Source organism: Corallococcus exiguus, assembly GCF_009909105.1.
Classification (GTDB): Bacteria; Myxococcota; Myxococcia; order Myxococcales; family Myxococcaceae; genus Corallococcus; species Corallococcus exiguus.
In genome coordinates, this window is the sequence record NZ_JAAAPK010000004.1 from 971,799 (window position 1) to 991,733 (window position 19,935).

General features: G+C 71.4%; 7 protein-coding genes. All 7 read left to right on the top strand.

The genetic code is table 11. The features are described 5' to 3' along the window. The first annotated feature begins 95 nt into the window (after nt 1–95). Complete coding sequence (cglF, locus tag GTZ93_RS20075) at nt 96–362, top strand: adventurous gliding motility protein CglF (RefSeq protein ID WP_120576002.1); 267 nt, start codon at nt 96–98, stop codon at nt 360–362. Nucleotides 363–447: 85 nt separating this feature from the next. Continuing rightward, the gene (gene gltG / locus GTZ93_RS20080; RefSeq protein ID WP_120594294.1) at nt 448–2,427 is read left to right on the top strand and encodes an adventurous gliding motility protein GltG; all 1,980 of its coding nucleotides are present in this window, start codon (nt 448–450) and stop codon (nt 2,425–2,427) included. A gap of 115 nt (nt 2,428–2,542) precedes the next feature. After that, entirely contained in the window at nt 2,543–3,181 is a 639-nt protein-coding gene (cglE, locus tag GTZ93_RS20085) for an adventurous gliding motility protein CglE (RefSeq protein ID WP_120581664.1), read from the top strand. A gap of 34 nt (nt 3,182–3,215) precedes the next feature. Continuing rightward, nucleotides 3,216–3,413: a hypothetical protein gene (locus GTZ93_RS42160; RefSeq protein ID WP_167548190.1), complete on the top strand. Its 198-nt coding sequence runs from the start codon at nt 3,216–3,218 to the stop codon at nt 3,411–3,413. Further along, nucleotides 3,380–5,140, top strand: a complete 1,761-nt coding sequence (locus GTZ93_RS20090) for a DEAD/DEAH box helicase (RefSeq protein WP_180946001.1) — start codon at nt 3,380–3,382, stop codon at nt 5,138–5,140. Before GTZ93_RS42160 ends, GTZ93_RS20090 begins: the two co-directional genes overlap by 34 nt. Nucleotides 5,141–5,246: 106 nt before the next feature. Then, nucleotides 5,247–17,522: a tetratricopeptide repeat protein gene (locus GTZ93_RS20095; RefSeq protein WP_139915627.1), complete on the top strand. Its 12,276-nt coding sequence runs from the start codon at nt 5,247–5,249 to the stop codon at nt 17,520–17,522. A 136-nt stretch (nt 17,523–17,658) separates the two neighbouring features. Beyond that, nucleotides 17,659–19,791, top strand: a complete 2,133-nt coding sequence (gene gltJ / locus GTZ93_RS20100) for an adventurous gliding motility protein GltJ (protein WP_139915628.1) — start codon at nt 17,659–17,661, stop codon at nt 19,789–19,791. Nucleotides 19,792–19,935: the final 144 nt, after the last annotated feature.

Below are 19,935 nucleotides of genomic sequence, written 5' to 3' on the forward strand. Positions count from 1 at the left end.
AAGATGCGAACCTTGTGGGCCCCTCGCTTTTCGAGGCGGGGGCCCACCATGCGGAAACACCAGTGGGCCTTGGGAAGGCCCCACGTGGAGGCAGGATGCGGAAGTGGCTGATGCTGTTGGTGACGCTGTCGGTGGCCCCGGCCTTCGCCCAGGACGAGGGCGGCAAGGCGGCGGGTGAGGGTGGCGGCGCCAGGATGCAGAAGACGACCAGCGTCGACTTCGAGGACGACACCATTGAAGGTGACCTCACGAAGCCGGATGGCGAGTACGTCGAGGCGCGCAAGACCGTGAAGCACTCGAACCTCATCCGCATCCGCGAAGACTTCGAGGACAAGGTGATGCAGTCCGTGGGCGAGCTGTAATCCCCCCACCACGGATTGAATCGACGGCGGGAACCTTCCGCCGGCACCGTTGTCCAAGAGCGCCAAAGCCTACCGGGAGCCCTCCATGGCCGTACCCCTGACACTCAAGGTCTTCAAGGGCGACACGTTGGTCGCCTCCAAGGACTACGAGCGCGACATCATCAAGATTGGTCGTCTTTCCTCCGCGCACCTGTGCCTTGAGGACGACAAGGTCAGCCGCATCCACTCCGTCATCGAAGTTGCCGCCGACGGCTCCATGTCCATCATCGACATGGGCAGCGTCGAAGGCACCTACGTCAACGGCAAGCGCGTCAACAAGGGGCAGGTCTCCTTCGGTGACGAGGTCCGCGTGGGTGGCACCACCATCCGCCTGGAGAACCCGGCCGCTGTCGCCGCGGTGAACCTGGCCGCCGCCGTTGCCCAGGCGGATGCGCCCACGGACAAGAACCCCACGGTTGCGCCGGTGGCCCCCGCCGCCGCCATCGCGCAGGCCGTTGCCGCGCCCGCTCCGGTGGTCGCGACGCCCGCGCCCGCCGCGACGCCGGCTCCGGCTCCCGTCGCCGCGCTGGATTCATCCGTCGCGCCCACGCAGAAGAACGCCGTGGCGCCCGCGCGGGCTCCCAAGGCCCCCAAGGCTCCGGAGGCGGACGACGCGCACGAGGAGCAGGAAGCCGCGCCGCGCGTGCGCACCGTGCGCAAGACGAAGTCCAACGGCCCGCAGGGCGTGTCGCTGCGCCTGCTCTGGGGTGACCAGCGCGTGGGCGAGTTCTTCGTGCCCCCCGGCGCGAAGAAGGCCTTCACGGTCGGCAGCGCCAAGGGCGTGGACTTCGTGATGGGCGACGCCAAGCTGGGCGCCCCCACCTTCGAGGTCCTGCGCACCGACGGCCAGTCCTTCACCGTGCGCTTCGCGCGCAAGATGAAGGGCGAGCTCACCCGCAAGGGCGAGACGCTGGACCTGGAAGCGGTGATGGAGTCCGGCAAGGCCTCCCAGGACGGCGACGCCTACGGCCTCACGCTGGAAGCGGACGACTTCGTCTGGGTGGACCTGGGCGGCCTCACGCTGGAGGCGCAGTTCCAGCCGGTGCCCAAGCGCGTCGCCGTGCCGGTGGGCGAGAACATCGACTACACGGCGCTCAACATCTTCCTGGTGATGTTCTTCATCGGCACCGCGTTCGTCATCCACTCCATGAACCAGAGTGGGGAAGGGGACGAGTACGCGGATGAGCTCGCGGGCAACGACGCGCGCATCGCGAAGCTGATCATCAAGGCTCCGGAGACCCAGAAGAACAAGTTCCTGGAGAAGCTGAACCAGCAGAAGGAGAAGAAGTCGGGCGAGATGGCCCAGAAGCAGCGCAACGACGAAGGTCAGATGGGCAAGAAGGACGCGCCCAAGACCAACAACCGCGCGGCGCCCAAGGGCGACCCGAACAAGAAGGACGAGGCGCGCGCCCTCACCGCGAAGATCTTCGGCGGTGGCAAGGGCGGCATCTCCACCATCTTCGGCAAGTCGGGCCTGGGCGGTGAGCTCAAGAGCGCCATGGGCAACATGTTTGGCGCCAAGGCGGGCGACGCGGGCGGCTTCGGCGGCATGGGTCTGCGCGGCAGCGGCGGCGGTGGCGGCGGCACCGGTGACAGCATCGGCATCGGCGGCATCGGCACCAAGGGCCGTGGCGGCGGCAGCGGCAGCTACGGCACCGGCGTGGGCACGCTCGGCGGCAAGCAGAGCGTGGACGTGGGCATCACCTCGTCGGATCCGGAAGTGATGGGCTCGCTGGACAAGGAGCTCATCCGCCAGGTCATCCAGCGCAACCGCGGGCAGATCCGCTACTGCTACGAGAGCCTGCTCAACCGCTTCCCCAAGCTGGGCGGCAAGGTCTCCGTGAAGTTCGTCATCAGCGCCAACGGCTCGGTGGCTACGTCCAACGTCGCGCAGTCCACGGCGGGCAACTCGGACCTGGAGACCTGCGTGGCTGGCCGCGTGCGCACCTGGAAGTTCCCGGAGCCCAAGGGTGGAGGCTCCGTGATCGTCACCTACCCGTTCATCTTCAAGCAGGCCGGTGACTGACGTAGAATCAACACATCCGTTTCCCGCGCGGGCGGTCCTGTTCTCAGGGCTGCCCGCTTCTTCACTTCAACCTCCCGCCCCCGCGGGAGGACTGCCCCCCACCAGGCCGCCCTCCATGCAGAAAGTCCTTGCTCCTCTTGCCCTGAGCGCCGCGCTCCTCATTCCCGCGATGGCGGGCGCCCAGGACACCCCCAGCGCCGGTTCCGCGATGCAGGACCGGCCCGCGGTGACCTTCAACGAGGTCGAGCGCGGTGTGTACTTCGGCGTGTACGGCGGTCCGTCGTGGATCACCAACCCGCCCGCGGACTCCGGCCCGCGGCCCTTCTCCTCTGGCCAGATGGCCCAGGTGGAGCTGGGCGTGGACCTGGGTGAGCGCCTGTCCCTGGGCGTCTTCTTCATGGGCTCCGCCAACCGCGCGGGCGCCGAATACGTCGGCTATTCGCAGGGCGCCGCGTCCGGTGACTTCACCATGCTGGTTCCTGGCGCCGTGCTGCGCGCCCGCCTGGTGGGCTTCGCCGACAGCCAGGAGGTCAAGCGCACCTGGATCTACGCCCGTGCCGGCGTGGGCTACGCGATGTTCTCTCCCAAGAAGCTCCTCCCGGATTCCGACATTCTTGTGTTTGCCGGGCCCGGAGTGGAGTACTACACGCGGCTGCGCCACTTCTCGGTGGGGCTGGAGGTCGTGGGGAACTACCTCGCCTCCAAGGGCGCCTTCGGGTTCGCGGTGGCGCCCAACATTCGCTACGCGTTCTAGCGGGAGATTCACGTGGCTCAGGAGAATGGAAGCGGTGGATCGCGTCCGGGTGGACGCGGTCCGAACGGGGGCGCGCCGGGCCAGGGGCCCCGTCGTGACGGACCGGGAGGCTTCGGAGGTCGTGGCGGTCCTGGCGGTGGCCGGGGTGAAGGGCGCGGCCGGGGTGAAGGCCGTGGCCGTGATCGCGACGCGGGCCCGGTGGGGCCTGGCCAGCGTGTCATCGCCGAGCTGAGCGTCCTGGAGAAGGCTCTCTCCAAGAACGACTTCACGGCGGAGAAGGGTCCGCTGGAGGCCATTGTCCGCTCGCTGCGGACCATGAACCTCAAGTCGCTGGAGGACCTGGACCTCAACACGCGTGGCCGCCTCATCACCACGCTCCTGCGCGTGCAGCGCCAGTCCAAGCCGGCCCTGCCGGAAGCGGGCGCGGAAGCCGCGTCGCCGGAAGCGGGCGCGGAAGCCGCGTCGCCGGAAGCGGGCGCCACCACCGAAGCAGCGCCCCCGGAGGCTCCGGCCGCCGAGGCTGCTGCTCCGGCCGAGGGTGCCGAGCCGGCCGAGGGTGCCGAGCCGACCGAAGGGAGCGCGCCCGCCGAGGCCGCCCCGTCGAAGCCGGCCGTGGACCCCGCGAAGGAGAAGTTCGACGGCTGGGTGGACGTGATGTCGCTGGTGGGCCGTGTCTGGCGCGCCGCGGGCGACGCGGACCGTTCCCAGGCGGCCTTCACGCTCAGCGGCCGTGAGCCGACGGCGGAGCCCTCGGCCCCGGCCCGTGAGGAGCGCGCCGAGCGTCCTCCTCGCGGTGACCGTCCGGAGCGCGGCGAGCGCCGGGACCGGGGTGAGCGCGGTGAGCGTCCTCCCCGTGGCGAGCGTCCGGAGCGCGGCGCGGCCGGTGAGCGGCGCGAGCGTCCTCCCCGGGCCGAGCGCCCCGAGCGTGGCGAGCGTCCTCCGCGCGGTGAGCGCCCCGAGCGCGCGCCGATGCCGGAGCTGACGGGCGACTGGAAGGAGCAGGCGACCCAACTGGAAGGCATGGGCCGCACGCGCGACGCGGCGCGCCTGCACGAGCGCAACAACGGCTTCGCGGATGCCACCCGGCTGTTCGAGGCGGGCGGTGACCTGAAGAGCGCGCTGCGCACGGCGCTGTCCGGTCAGGACAACGACGCGGCCCGCCGCCTCGTGAGCACGCTGCCCGCGGAGCAGATTGGCCCCACGCTGGAGAAGGCCGGCGCGTACGAGCTGCTCATGGAGCACTACGTCGCCAAGGCCGACTTCGAGAACGTCGCACGCCTCTACGAGCGCGCGCGGCAGTTCGACCAGGCGGGCCTCGCGTACGAGCGCGCGAACAAGCTGACCCTGGCGCGCAAGGCGTACGAGCGCGCCCGGGACCTGGTTGGCGCCAACCGCATCCGGGGCCTGGAGGTGAAGGCCCTGGTGGAGCGCGGCGACCGTCTGGGCGCGGCGACCCTGCTGGTGGCCGTGGGGCAGCGGCGCGAGGCGGTGGAGGTGCTGAGCCCCCTGCCTCCTCCGAAGGCGTTCCACTTCATGCAGCGGCTCACCCTGGAGGACGAGGCCAAGGAGCTCGCGAAGCGCGAGCTGGCCCGCGCCGAACAGGAGCAGAAGCCCGCCGGCCGCGCCCGGTGGCTGGAGCTGCTGGGTGACATCGCCGCCGCCGCGGAGACGTGGACGCAGGCGGGCCGCAAGGACAAGGCGCTGCCCCTCTACGAGAAGCTCGGTGGGGAGCACCTGCCCCGCGCCGCGCAGCTCGCGGAGGAGCTGCAGCAGCGTGACAAGGCCGTCGCCCTGTACACGCAGCTCAACGACAGCGCCGGCGTGGAGCGCGCGAAGGCCCTCCCCGAGGCCCCCGCGACGCCCCCCGCGGGCAGCCAGCCGGAAGCCGGTGACGACGCTGATTCCGCGGCGTCGCCGACGGAAAATGCTTCCTCGGCTGGCGAGCAAGAAAGCCAATAATTCCCGCCGGTTGACGGGTTTTGCATGATTGCCCGGGGGCGCCCGCGGCCGGTACACTCCGGCTGCTGGCGCCCTCGTTTCATTCCCCCTTTGGCCAACGAGCATCATGGAACAGCCTTCCACCCCTGCGCGTCCCACGCTGCGTGTGACCGATGACCGCTCCTTCGTTGAGACCGAAGCGGCCCTGGAGAAGACGGGCCGGGTCGAGGAGCTGATCCGCCTGTACGAGGGGCGCTCGCGGGACGTTCCGACGGAGGAGGCGGCGCGCCTTTTGTGCCGCGCGGCGGAGCTGGCACACGAGCGTCAGCGCAACGCGCCGCGCGCGGAGGATCTGCTCAAGCGCGCGCTGCTGGTCGCGAAGGACCCGATGCCCGCGCTGCGCGGTCTCAAGCGACTGCATGAGATCCGCCAGGATTCGTCGTCGTTGGTGGATGTGTTGGAGCGGTTGGGCGCCGCGACGCAGGGCGAGGAGAGCGCGGGCCACTACCTGAAGGCCGCGGACCTCTACGAGCAGAAGCTCTTCCGGCGCGACCGCGCGGTGCTGTGCCTGCAGCGCGCGGCGCGAGTGAAGCCGGACCGCGCGACGTTCCGGCGCGTGCGGCAGCTGCTGCTGTCCGAGGAGCGTTTCCAGCCGGCGTTCGAGGCGCTGCAGCGGGAGCGCGCGGCGCTGGGCGACGCGGGCATGGCGGAGGAGTACGCCGCGCTCGCGGAGCGGCTGGTGGACGACCCCACCGAGCACGCGCTGGCGCAGCAGGTGCTGGACGTGGCGCGTGAGCTGGATCCGCAGAACGCGCGCGCGGACAAGGCCACCCGCGCGATGCAGCGCTTCGAGCAGGTGTGGCGCGACAAGGTCCGCATGCTGCGCGGCATGTCGCTGGAGGAGCGCGACCGCAAGAGCGCCGCGCGACTGTCGCTGCTCGTGGCGAAGCTGTTCGCCTGGTACGACCCGGGCTCCGCCGCCAAGGTGAAGGAGGCGCTGGACCGCTGCTTCCTGCTGTGGCCGGGCATGCCGGAAGCGCTGACGCTCATCGAGCGGATGGCGGGGCGCGCGGGCGATTACGGACCGGCGCTCGCGCAGCTGGAGGCGATGGCGGGCGAGGCGCGCGACCGCACGGCGCAGGTGGACCTGTGGCTGCGCGTGGGCACGGTGAAGCTGGGCCGGATGAACGACGCGGCCGGAGCGCTGGCCGCCTTCGAGAAGGCCGTGGCGGCGGATGCGTCGCGCGCGGACGCGGCCAGCCTGGCGGCGGAGTTGATGCTGGGCCAGGAGCGCTACGCGGACGCGGTGGCCACGCTGGAGCGCTACCTGGGCACGGTGAAGGACCGCGCGCAGCAGGCCAGCCTGCGTCTGCGTCTGGCGGACCTGTGCATGCAGCAGTTGCAGGACGCGGACGCGGCGCGCGCGCACCTGGAGTCGGCGCTCAAGCTGGAGCCCACCAACGCGCTCGCGGCCTTCCAGCTATCGCGCCTGCTGGCGGAGGACGAGAAGCTGGACGAGGTGCTGCCGCTCCTGGAGCTGGCCATGCTCGCCCCGCGTCCGCGCGCCGAGCGCGTGGCGTTCTGCGAAGCGCTGGCGTTGATGTTCGAGGAGCAGGAGAACGAGCGAGGCGCCTTCGAGGTGCTGGCGCGCGCGCTGGAGCTGGAGCCGGGGCGGCCGCTGCTGCTCAACACGGTGGTGGAGCACGCGGAGAAGGCCAACGCGCAGCCGGCGCTGGCGCACGCGCTCTTGCGCGCGGCGCAGGGGGCGACGCCTCCGGCCGTGGCGGTGGCGCTGTGGCGGCACCTGGCGCAGCTGCTCCAGGGCCCGCTGGCGGACCCCGTGCGGGCGGAAGCGGCGTGGCGCGAGGTGCTCTCGCGCGTGCCGGGAGACACCGCGGCGAGCGAGGCGGTGAAGTCGCTGCAGGCGGCCGCGGCGCTGGCGGATGATCCGAAGACGCGGCTGGAGACGGACATCGCCCGGCGCGAGGCGGCCGGAGCCTCGCCCGTGGAGTTGGAGCCGATCGTGCGTCAGTGGGTGCAGCTGGCGCCCGAGGACACGCAGCCGGTGCAGCGGCTCCAGGCGCTGTGCGTGGCGCTGTCGAAGTTCGAGGAGGCGGCGGCGCTGGCGGGGAAGCTGGCGACGCTCTCCGAGTCGCAGCTGGAGCGCAACGAGTGGACCGCGCGGCAGGCGAAGCTGTACGCGGAGCGGCTGAACCGCCAGGAGGACGCGGCGGACCTGTTCCTCGCGCTGCTGGCGGAGAACGTGTCCACGGGCGTGGTGGTGGGCGGCCTGGAGCGGCTGGCGGCCGGCGGCGTGCGCACGGTCGCGCTGACCGAGGCCCTGGCGAACCACTACGGCCGGACGGGTGACCACCAGCGGCAGGTGGCGGCGCTCCAGCAGCAGCTGGACTCCACGACGGACGCGCCCACGCGCAAGCGGTTGCTCACGGTGCTGGCCGGCATCCACGAGAAGCAGCTCGCGGACAGCCGCGCGGCGTTCGACACGCGGCTGCGCATGGTGCGCGAGGAGCCGAAGGACGAGTCGGGACGCGCGGAGACGGCGCGCCTGGCGCGCGACCTGTCCGCGCACGCGGAGCTGGGCCGGGTGCTGCGCACGCTCGCCACCGAGTCCGAGGACCCCGTCCTCGCCGTGCAGCTGCTCTCCGAGGCGTCGGTGCTGGCGGAAGAGGGCGGCATGGCGGCGGAGGCCATCACGGCGCTGGAGGCCGCGCTGGCGCGCTCGCCCGAGTCGCCGCAGGTGCTCCAGCGCCTCGTGCGGCTGTACGGGCGCGCGGGCCGCTCCGCGGACGCGGAGACGCTGCTGCGCAAGCGCATCCACGCCACGCGTGGGCCGGAGCGGTTGGACCTGCTCCTGCGGCTCGTGGACCTGAACGTGGAGCTGGGCCGTCCGCAGCAGGCCGCCGAAGCGCTCCAGTCCGCCATCACGCATGGCGGCGAGGAGGGCCGGCACCTGCCGCGCCTGGCGGAGCTCTACGAGAAGGCCGGCATGCAGCGCGAGCTGGGGGACACCCTGGCGCGGATGATCGGCCTGGCGGAGACGGCCGGTGACGCGGACCACGTGTCGCGGCTGAAGCTGCGCCGCGCGCAGTTGCTGCAGGGCTCGCAGGACGGCGGCGCGGAGGCGGTGCAGAGCTACGCGGACCTGCTGCGGCAGCGTCCGTCGGATCCGGACGCGCTCTCGGCGCTGGAGGCGATGCTGGCCTCGGGCTCTTCGCGTGAGGCGGCGGCGCGCGCGCTGATTCCGGCGTACGAGCGCACGAAGGAGCACCGCAAGCTGGTGGCGACGCTTGACGTGCTCTCGGAGGTGGCTCGCGACGACACCGGGCGGGTGCAGGCGCTGCGTCACGCGGCCCAGGTGCACCTGGCGCACCTGCGGCAGCCGGAGCTGGCGTTCGCGGCGCTCGCGCGGGCGCTGCGCCTGGCGCCGTCGGACGCGGGCCTCCGGGCCGCCGCGCGTCAGGCCGCGGAGGACGCGGACTCGCTCGACAGCTTCGCGGAGATCCTCTCCGAGCTGACGGAGGAGGGCGACGTGGGCCCCGCGCGCGCGGCGCTGCTGCGCGAGCTGGCGGAGGTGCAGGAGAAGAAGCTCGACGACCGGCCCGGCGCGGTGAAGGCGCTTCGGGCGCTGTTGGAGCTGGAGCCGGGCAACCTCGACAGCCTGCGGGCGTTGCAGCGGTTGCACCGCGCGGGCGAGGAGTGGGCGGCGCTGGCGGAGGTGCTGGAGAAGCTGGCGGCGGCCATCCAGGAGCCCGCGGATCAGCTCGTGTGTCTGCGCGAGGCCGCGCTGCTGCACGAGGCGAAGCTCACCGACAAGGAGAGCGCGGCGTCCGCGTGGCGCGCCATCGCGGAGCGCGACCCGGCGCAGCGCGAGGCCGCCACGGCGCTGGACCGCCTCTACACGGACCTCAACCGTCCCAAGGACCTGGCGTGGACGCTCACGCTGCGGCGCAACCAGGAGGGCCAGAGCCCGCAGGGGCGTGAGGTGTCCTTCCGCCTGGCGGAGCTGCTGCGCACGGTGCTGGACGACGCCAACGCGGCGCTGGGCCTCTACAAGCGCATCCTCACCGAGGACCCCGGCCACCCGGGCGCGAGGGCCGCGCTGGAGGCCTGGGTGAAGGCGGCCGTGCCCATGAGCGGCGCGGCGCTGGAGGTGCTGGACAAGGTGCTCGCGCAGGTGGGCGACCATGCCCGCCGCGTGGCGCTGCGCGAGACGCGGATGGAGTCCGCGCTCACGGTGGAGAAGATCATCCTCGCCGGAGAGGTCCGCCGCATCTACGAGCGCGACATGCAGCAGCCGTCGCTCGCGTTCATGGCGTCGGTGAAGGCGTTCGCCAACGACCTGGACCGCGAAGGCGTGCGTCCGGACCTGGAGCGCCTGGCCCGCGATACGGGCAGCCACGAGGTGCTGGCGGAGATCTACGAGACCACCGCGGTGGAGCTCACCGCGGGAGACCCGGCGACGCTGGACCTGCTGCGCCGCGCGGCGGAGCTGCGTGAGAGCCTGGATCAGCCCGAGGAGGCCACGCGCCTCTGGAAGAACCTGCTGGCGGACGCGCCGCAGGACCGTCAGGCGCTGGAGGCGCTGTCCCGGCTCTACGAGAAGGGCCAGAACGCCAAGAGCCTGTCGGAGGTCTACGCCCGTCAGGCGCAGCTCTCCACCGACCCGGAGGCGCGGCTGGGCCTGCTGCTCAAGGCAGGCGAAGCCTACGCGAGCGCGGGCGAGGACGCGAAGGCCATCGAGGTCCTGCGCTCCGCCCTGGCGAACCGCAAGGTGCCCGAGGGGCTGCTGGCGCTCGACAAGCTGTACGCGAAGACGCGCCACTTCGTGGAGCAGGCGGACGTGTTGGATCAGCTCGCGGAGCTCGCGCCGGACGAGCCCGGGCGCCGCGCGTACCTGCTGCGCCGCGCGCAGTTGCTGGAGAAGGAAGTCGGTCCCACCGAAGCGCTGCCGGTGTACCGCCGGCTGCTGGAGCTGTCGCCGGGCGACGGCCAGGTGGTGGCGGGCCTGGAGCGCCTGCTCGCGCACGACGGGCCCCGCCTGGAGGCGGCGCGGTTGCTGGAGCCCGTCTACCGCGGCCTCAACGACACGCGGAAGCTGGTGGACGTGCTGGAGGTGCTGCTGCCGGGCGTTCCGCCGGAAAAGCGCCTGGAGCGGCTGCAGGAGATCGCCGTCCTGCGCGAGGGCCTGGGCCAGACATCGCTGGCCTTCGTCGCGCGCCTGCGCGCGTTCAACGAGCTGCCCGCGGAAGCCGGCGTGCGCGACGAGCTGGAGCGGCTCGCGGCGGACTCGGGCTCCTTCGAGGAGGTGGCTGCGGCCTACGAGGATCAGCTGGAGCGCGACCCCGCGGAGCCCCTGGCGGGCGACCTGTGGCGGCGCTTGGCGGCCATCTACGACAACCGCCTGAAGCGCTACGACCTGGCGGTGCGCGCCCTGGAGCAGGTGAGCCGACGCGACCCGATGAACAGGCCGGTGCTGGAGGCCATCGCCCGAGTGCACCGCCGCACGGGAGCGCACCGAGAGCTGGCGCTCGTCATGCGCCGGCAGGTGTCCGCGGAGGTGAATCCGGCCTCGCAGATCAACCTGCTCTTCGAGCTGGCTCACCTGGCCGAGGAGACGCTGGCGGACAAGTCGCTGGCGGCGCAGGCGTACCGCGAAGTCCTGGAGCGCCGTCCGGAGAACGCCAACGCGTTGAAGCTCCTGGGCCGCGTGCTCGCGGACATGGAGCGCTGGGCGGAGCTCGCGCAGCACGTCGAGCGCGAAATCCAGATGGCGGACGCACGCGACGCGCAGGAGGAGGCGTCCGACCTGCGTGTGCGCCTGGGCCGGCTGAAGGTGTCGCGCCTGGATGATCCGCGCGGCGCGCTGGAGCTGTACCAGGCGGTGCTCGCGCGGCGCGCGGGCCACCCGGGCGCGGTGGGCGCGCTGGAGGAGCTGGCGCGTTCGGAGAGCCCGCTGCGTGGCGCGGCGGCGAGCGCCCTGGAGCCCATCTTCGCTTCGGTGGGCAACCACCTGAAGCAGGTGGAGATGCTGGAGTCGCGCGCCTCCGCGGAGCCCGTGCCGCAGGAGCGGGCCGCGCTGCTGCGCCGCATCGCGGAGATCTACGCCAACGCGCTGGAGAACGCGGAGATGGGGTTCCTCTCCGCCACGCGCGCGCTGCGCGAGCTGCCGGAGGATCCGCGTTCGCTGGAGCTGTGCATCCAGCTGGTGGACAAGGCGGAGGCGCCCGAGGAGCTGTGCGCGGTGCTGACCGAGGTGGCCCCCAAGGCCAGCGACGCGGCCCGTGCGGAGCTGTACCGCGCGCTCGCCCGCATGCAGGTGGACCTGGGTGAGCCGGCGGAGGCGCTCCAGTCGTGGAAGCGCGTGCTGGAGCTCAAGCCCACGGACACCGAGGCGCTGGATGGCACCGCGCGGCTGGTGGCTTCGACGGGCCGTCCCTCGGAGCTGCTGGAGGTGTTGCGCCGTCAGCTCGCGCTGTCGGAGGAGCCGGCGCGTCGCGCGGCGGTGCTCCACCAGATTGGCGCGTTGCAGGACGAGCAGCTCAAGGATCCGCTGGGCGCGCTGGCCACGTTCCGGCGCCTCCTGGAGCTGCAGCCGGACGACGCGGTCGCGCTCGCTCGCATGGACAGCCTCTGCCAGAAGCAGGAGCGCTGGCCGGAGCTCGCGGACGTCCTCGCGCGGCGCATCGCGCTGATGCCGCCGGAGGAGGGCCTGGAGCTGAAGTTCCGCCTGGCGACCGTGCGCGAGTCCAAGCTGCTCGACAAGGCAGGCGCGCTGTCGCTGTACGGCGAGGTGCTGTCCATGCAGCCCAACCACCCGGGCGCGGTGGGCCGCATGGAAGCCATCGTGGCGCGTGAGCCGCAGAACCTGCTCGCGGTGGAGACGCTGCTGCGCGCCTTCCGCGCGAGCGGTGACGTCATGCGGCTGGCGCAGCTGATTGAAACGCGCGTGGGAGTGTCGCCGGATGCCATCGAGCGCAAGCAACTGCTCGGCGAGCTGGCCACGCTGCGCGAGACGCAGGGCGAGAGCGAGCTGGCCTTCCTCGCGCTCTACCGCGGCTTCAAGGAAGACCCGAACGACAGCGAGGTCCGCCGCCGCCTGGAGAACGCCACCGACGTCGCGGGCAGCTACGACGAGCTGGTGGTTCTCTACGAGGAGGCCCTTCCGCGCATCGCCGAAGCCGCCGACGCGGCCCTGGTGTGCCTCAAGCTGGGGCAGGTGCTGGAGACGCGCCTGCGCGATCCGGACCGCGCGGTGTCCTACTTCGAGCGTGCGCGCACGCTGCACACGTCGGTGCAGCAGAGCTCGCTCGTCGCGTTGGACCGCCTCTATCTGCACCTGGAGGCGTGGCCGGAGCTGGCCGGCGTGCTGGAGGCGCTGGCCACTGGCGCGACCCAAGCCGCGGACAAGATCGGCTTCCTCTTCCGCCTGGGGCAGCTCTACCAGGAGCGGATGGACAGCCCGGACCGTGCCGCGGGGGCCTACGAGGCCATCCTCGCGTTGGATCCGTCGCACCTCGCCTCGGCGCGGCTGCTGGAGGGCATCTACGAGGGCGCGGGCGCGTCCGAGAAGCTCTACGCCATCCTGAAGCTCCAGTCGGAGAAGGTCTCCGGCAGCGAGCGGGACCGCGTCCTGGGCAAGATGGCGCAGGTGTCGGCCGAGGGGCTGTCGGACCTGGGCCGCTCCATCGACCTGTACCGCGAGCTGCTGGCGAAGAACCCGCGCAACGAGCAGGTCTTCACCGCGCTGGAGTCGCTGTACGAGCGCGCGGGCCGTCCGCAGGACCTGCGGGAGATGCTCGAGGGCCGCCTGGCCATCACGCTGGATCCGCGTGAGGTGGTGCGCCTCAACGAGCGGCTGGGCCGCGTGGTGTACCGACTGCTCAAGCAGCCGGACGCGGCGGTGCCGTTCTTCAAGGCGGCGCTCGACCGCGACGCGCGCCACCGCGGCGTGCTGGACACGCTGCGCGAGCTGTACGACGAGACGGGCCAGCGCGAAGAGCTGGTGGGCGTGCTTCGCCGCCTCATCCCGCTGCAGGACAGCAGCGACGGCGTGAAGGCGCTCCGCTTGCGGATGGCGGAGGTGCTCGCGGGGATGGGCCGGCGCGAGGAGTCGCTGGACGCGGCCCGCCGCGCGCTGGAGGTGGAGCCGCACACCGTCTCGGACCTGGAGCGCGTGTACGCGCTGTCCGTGTCGCTGCGCGCGTGGAACGACGCCGTGCGCGCCCTGGAGCTCAAGGTCCAGGTGCACCTGGCGACTGAAGAGCGCGACCCGGCCATCGCCGCGTACTTCACGGTCGCGGACCTGTGGGAAGGGCAGGGCGGCAAGCCGGAGCTGTCCGCTGGCGCGCTGGAGAAGGTGCTGGAGCTCGACCCCGCCAACCGCACCGCCTACGAGCGCGTGTGCGCGCTGTACCGCGCGAACAACGACTGGCGCGCGTACGCCACGGTGATGGACCGCTACATGCCCCACCTCGTCACGGGCGAGGAGAAGATGGCGGCGCTGCGGGAGATCGCCCGGGTGCAGGAGGAGCGCCTGGGCCAGAAGGACGTGGCCTTCCTGGCGCTCTGCCGCGCGCTGCAGCTGGACGCGGCCGAGGACGCGCTGCGCGAAGAGGTGGAGCGCCTGGCGGACGAGACGGGCAGCCACGAGGAGCTGGCGGCGGTCTACGAGGAGGTCGCGGACGAGCTGCCCCGTGGCCCGCTCGCGGAGCGCATCTACGCCACGCTCGCGCGCATCCACGACTCGCGGCTGGATGATCCGCAGGCGGCGGAGGCCGCGTTCCGCAAGATTCTGGAGTTCGACCCCACCAACTCCACCGCGCTGGATGGGCTGGCTGCGGTGTTCCAGCGGCGCGGCCGCGACCGCGAGTACGTCGTCGCGCTGGAGCAGAAGCTGGAAGCGGCGGGCTCCATCGAGGCGCGCAAGGGCATCCTCAAGGAAATCGCCCGCGTCTGGGACGAGACGCTGGACGACCCCACGGAGGCGGCCAGCTCCTTGTTGCGCGCGCTGGAGCTGGAGCCGGACCTGGAGACGCTCGGCGTCCTCACGAAGCTCTACCGGCGTGGAAATGCGTTCCGCGACGTGGCCACCACGCTGCTGCGGGCCCGCGACCTCGCGGCGTCCAACGAGGAGCGTGCGCGCATCCAGGTGGAGGTCGCGACCGTCTACGAGCGCGACCTCAAGGACGACGAGTCCGCGGTCTCCGCGTTCCGCATGGCGCTGGAGTTCGACCCCGTCAACCGCGAGGCGCTGGAGGCGCTGGAGCGGCTGCACACGCGGTTGGATCAGCCGGCGGACCTGCTCGCCATCTACGAGCGGATGCTGGAGCTGTCCCAGGACTACCGCGAGAAGGTCCGCGTCCTCTTCCGCAGCGCGACCATCTGGGAGGACACGTACCAGAACCCGGCCAACGCCGACGCGTGCGTGGAGGGCGTGCTCTCCATCGACCCGCAGAACGTGTCGGCCATCAAGTCCCTCATCCGTCTGCGCCGCGCGCAGTCCCGGTGGGAGGACCTCCTCCTCGCGTACGAGCGGCAGCTCGCGCTCGCCACCAGCCCGCAGGAGCAGGCGGAGCTGTACGTGGAGATGGGCAACGTCCAGTACCAGAACCTCAAGGCCGTGGACCGCGCGGTGAACAGCTACCACGCGGCGCTCGCCACCGACCCCGACTCCCGTCAGGCGCTGCACGCCCTGGGCAATCTCTACGAGCGCAGCGGCAACTGGCCCTTCGCGCTGGAGATGCTCCAGAAGGAAGCGCAGGTCGTGGGCAGCGACCCGGTGGCGGTGGAGCTGTGGCACCGCCTGGGGAAGATCAACGAGGACATGCTCGCGGACATGTCGAGCGCGCGGAACGCGTACCAGCAGGCGCTCGCCATCGACCCGGGCCACCTGCCCACCATCCGCGCCCTCAAGGGCATCCAGGAGCAGGAGCAGGACTGGAGCGGCTACGAGCAGACGCTGCTGCAGGAAGCGCAGCAGACGGATGATCCGGCCGCCAAGGGCAAGGCCCTGCTGGACGTCGCGCGCTACCACGCGGAGACGCGCGAGGACCGCGACACGGCCACGCCCTACTGGGAGGAGACGCTCAAGCACGTCCCGGACAGCCTGGATGCGGCGCGCCCGCTGGCGGACGTCTACATCGCGCGCGAGGACTGGGCGTCCGCGGAGCGGATGCTGGACATCGTCACGCGCAAGATGGCGGAGAAGGCCATGGCGGAGAAGGACCCCGCCATCGCGCAGGACCTCTGCCGCCAGCTCTACCGGCTGGGCTACGTGACGGAAAAGCTGGGCCGCCGCGACAAGGCCCTGTCCTCGTACGAGAAGGCCTACGGCCTGGACGCCACGTACCTGCCCTCGCTCGAGGGCTACGGCAACCTGCTGGTGCAGGCGAAGCGGTATGAGGACGCGCTCAAGGTCTTCCAGACCATCCTCATCCACCACCGCGAGGAGCTGACGGACCTGGAGGTCGTGGAGGTCTACTGGCAGCTGGGTGACGTGCACGCCGCGCTCGGCCAGACGGACCGCGCGCAGAACCACTTCGAGAAGGCGCTCACCATCGACCCGCAGCACGAGCAGACGCTGCGTGCGCTGGTGTCGTTGATGGACAAGGCGGGCAACTTCGACAAGTCCGCGGAGCTGCGTCAGGAACTCGTCAACGGCCTGGAGGGCGAGGCCAAGGTCAAGGTCTACCTGGAGCTGGGCCGCATCGCGCGCGACGAGCTGCACGACCCGTACATGGCCATCGACGCGTTCACAGGTGCCCTCAAGACGCAGCCGGACTCGCCGGAGGTGATGGACGCGCTCTACCGGCTGCTGCGCGAGACGCGTCAGGGCCAGAAGGCCGCGGACGTGCTGGGCCGCATGCTGGCGCTGCCCGCGCTCGCCCTGGAGCCGCACAAGGCCAAGCGCGTGTGGTTCGCGCTCGGCGAGATCCGCCGCGACGAGCTGAAGGACGTGGAGGGCGCGACGCAGGCCCTCAACGCCGCGCTCGACCTGGACCACCGCTTCGTGGAGGCCTTCAGCGCGCTGGAGGCGATGCTCGGCGGCGCGCGCCAGTGGAAGGTGCTGGAGGAGAACTACACGCGCATGCTCGCGCGTCTGCCCAAGACGCCGGACACGCACCCGGCGCGCATGACGCTGTGGCGCGCGCTGGGCGACCTGTACCTCCAGGTGCTCAAGCATCCGGAAGGCGCGGTGGCCGCCTACGGCGTCGCGGCGAAGGGCCTGCCGGACGACGCCTCCATCCAGGAGACGTTCGCGGAGGTCGCGGGCCAGATGCCGGGCCGCGAGGAAGAGGCCATCGTGGCGCTGCGCCGCGCGCTGCCGAACACGCAGAATCCGCGCAAGGTGGTGGGCCACCTGGTGCGGCTGTCCGCGGTGCGCAAGGACTACGACACCGCATGGCTCGCCGCGCAGGCGGTGTCGGGCCTCTTGGGCGAGGCGGGCGAGGACGAGCAGGAGATCCTCACCAAGCTGGGGCCCTACGCGAAGAAGAAGGAACTGGCGCAGCGTCCGCTGACGGACCGGCTGTGGCAGACCGCGCTCTTCCACCCGAAGGTGCGCGGCCCGCTGTCGGAGCTGTTGGGCCTGCTCTTCGAGAAGGCGGGACACCTGTACGCGGTGCCCTTCCCGCAGTACCAGCTGGTGCCCAAGCGCCACCGCATCGACGTGGCGACGGCGCAGGAGTACCACGTCAACCACTACCGCTACGTCGCGCGGCTCTTCGGCATGGAGGCGGTGGAGCTGTACTCGCCCTTCCTCGTGGCCACGCGCGAGCGGCTGGCGAAGCGCTCCAACGAACCGGCCCCCGAGCCGCTCGTGAACGTGGATCTGCTCCAGACGCATCCCGCGTGTGTGCGTGTGGGCGGCAAGTACTTCGCGGAGCAGGGGCAGAAGGAGGTGTACTACCTCCTCGGTCGTACCCTGGCCCTGGCCCGCGCGGAGCTGGCGTTCAGCCAGCGCGTCGCGCCCGAGCGGCTGGAGGCCGTGGTTCAGGCCGCGCTCAGCCTGGTGGTGGGCAACGTGCGCTACACGGTGGATCCGCGACTGGTGGACGTGGAGCGGCAGCTGCTCCAGAAGAGCCTGAGCGAGCCGGACCGGGCCGCCCTGGCGAAGGTGGCGAGGGCCTACCTGCCCACGGCGACGCCGCAGGATGTGCGCACGTGGCTGGAGGGTGCGGAACTCACCGCGTCGCGTGCGGGCCTCTTCGCCGCAGGCGAACTGGAGCCCGTTCGCCGCATGGTGCAGGGCGAGACGGGGTCTTCCTTCCGCGTCGCCCCGCGCACCAAGCTGCGGGAGTTGCTGGTGTTCGCCACCTCCGAGGACCTGCACGAGCTGCGTGTGGCCGTTGGCACACACGTCGAGGTCCAGGTGCGAAAGTAGGGCCCTCAGACCGCAACGAGGGTTCATGCGTTGAAAGCAGGCGGGCGTTCAAGGCAGGTGTCCTTGATCTCCGCCGGTAGCCACTTCTACGATTCAGACGGGATTTCGCCCGTCATTTCTGAGGCTTACGGGAACGATGCGTTTCGTCTGCGACAGCTGCCGCGCGCAGTACATGATCAGCGACGACAAGATTGGCCCCAAGGGGGTCAAGCTGCGTTGCAAGAAGTGCGGTCACACCATTCTGGTGAGGCCCGCCGGTGCATCGGCGGCGAAGGAGGGCGGAGCGGAGGCCTCCGCGTCCACCGAGACCAAGAGCAGCGCGGATGCGAACGCGCCCCGCATCGTGGAGTCGTCCGGAACGGGGCTGCCTGCCTCGCTGGGCACACCGCCGGAAGGCGGCCTCTTCACGGACGTGGAAGAGGATGAAATCGGCGCGGTCTTCGACCAGGTCCTGAGCACGGGTTCGCAGAAGCTCAAGGCCGCGGAAGCGGAAGCGGAGGCCAAGGCCGCGAAGGCGGAGGCCGTGCGCAAGCTCGCCGAGGCCGAATCCGCCGAGCCGACCGCGGAGGAGAAGGCCGCCGCCGCGACGCACGAGTGGTACGTCGCCATCGACGAGAAGCAGGTGGGCCCCTGGACGGTCGAGAAGGTGAAGGACGCCTGGGACCGTGGCGAGGTGGGCCCGGACAACCTCTGCTGGCGGTCGGGCTTCAGCGACTGGATTCCCCTGTCGGAGACGGCGGAGCTGGCGTCGGTGCTGGCGCCGCGTCCGGCCAAGCCGGTCATCGTCGCGCCCGCGCCGGTGTCCACGTCGTCGCCCACGCTTCCCGCCGGTCCGGTGGAGTCCGCCTTCAGCGCGGGCGCCTCCCGTCCGGGCGCAGGTGGCAACTCGGCCGTCGCCGAGGAGCCGGTGGGCTGGAAGCCTTCGGCCGCGAGCGTGCTGGCCTCGCTGGTGAAGGAGGAGAACGACGCCCTCAGCAAGCCGCCGCCGCGTCCGGCGCCGTCGCTGGAGCGCGAGCCGTTGTCTCAGTCGCGCCTCCTGGACGTGCCCATGCCGCCGCCGGAGCCGGTGTCCTCTCCGGCGATGCCGGGGGCCATGATGGCCGCCGCGCCGGGAATGGCCTCGCCCCAGGCCTACGCGCAGCCGCAGCCGCAGGGCTACGCGCCGCAGCCGCCGGTGCAGCAGCAGTACGCGCCGCAGCCGCAGGGCTATGCGCCGCAGCAGCCCCAGATGCCGTACGGGCAGCAGCCCCAGGGCTATCCGCCTCCCGGCTATCCGGCGGCCTATCCGCCGCCCGCGGCGGCACCTACGGGCGGCAAGGGCCGCACGGGGATGATGGTCGCGGTGACGGCGGGCGTGCTGGTGATGGCGGGCGCCGCGGTCGTCTTCGTCGCGCGCGGCAATTCGTCCGAGCGTCCCACGGAGCAGCCGGTCCAGGTCGCGGCCGCGCCGACTCCCAAGGCGGAGATGCCACCCATGCCGCCGCCTCCCGCGGCGGTGCAGACGCCTCCTCCGGCGGCGGTGCAGCCCGCGGCGACGCCGACCCCGCCTGCTGAAGGCACCGCGGCGACCGCTGCCGCGGGGACACCTGCTGTCGCTGGCACTCCGCCCGCGGCGGTGGCAACGCCGCCCGCCGCCGTGGCCACGGCTCCGGCCGCCACGCCGACGCCTCCTCCGCCCGCGGCGGAGGTGAAGCCTGCCTCCGCGACGCCCAACATGGGGACGGCGGTGGCGCGCGTGGATTCGCGCAACCATCGCAAGTCGGGCTCCAACGGAAGCCGAGGCTCCTCGCGGGATGACGACGACGACGACGCGATCACCGTGTCGAAGCCTTCCGCGGCGTCTTCGTCGTCTTCGTCGTCGAACTCCGGTGGCGGGGATGACGACTTCGACGAGCTGTTCGGCACGAAGAAGACGACGACCGCGAAGCCCGCGAGCAAGCCGACGGCGACGGCGTACATCCCGCCCGAGCCGGGAGGCGGCACGCTGGATCGCCTACAGCAGTCTGACATCATGCAGGTGGTGCTGAACAACAAGCCGGCCATCGTGAAGTGCGTGAACGAGCAGAAGCAGAAGGACCCTTCGCTCAGCGGCAAGCTGGTGATGCGCTGGACGGTCCAGACGAGCGGCAAGACGACCGCGGTGTCGTGCCGCACGGACGAGTTCCGCACGAGCTACATGGCCACGTGCATCACGGGCCTCATCAAGAGCTGGTCGTTCCCGAAGCACCAGAAGCAGGGCGAGCCCATCGACTTCCCGTTCACGTTCTGAAATCCAGCAGCGACATCGCCGTCACGTATGACGGCGATGTCGCTGTGACGTGCGCCTGGAATGTGCGCTTTCGTGAACAGTGAATTTCCCAGGGTGGGAGGCGTAGGAAGGTCGGTCGACACTCGTTGACACGTCTGGAGCGAG

Excerpts from the sequence above, each read along its gene's own strand:
- cglE (WP_120581664.1), top strand. The coding sequence starts at position 2,543 with ATGCAGAAAGTCCTTGCTCCTCTTGCCCTGAGCGCCGCGCTCCTCATT.
- gltJ (WP_139915628.1), top strand. The coding sequence starts at position 17,659 with ATGCGTTTCGTCTGCGACAGCTGCCGCGCGCAGTACATGATCAGCGAC.
- GTZ93_RS20095 (WP_139915627.1), top strand. The coding sequence starts at position 5,247 with ATGGAACAGCCTTCCACCCCTGCGCGTCCCACGCTGCGTGTGACCGAT.
- cglF (WP_120576002.1), top strand. The coding sequence starts at position 96 with ATGCGGAAGTGGCTGATGCTGTTGGTGACGCTGTCGGTGGCCCCGGCC.
- gltG (WP_120594294.1), top strand. The coding sequence starts at position 448 with ATGGCCGTACCCCTGACACTCAAGGTCTTCAAGGGCGACACGTTGGTC.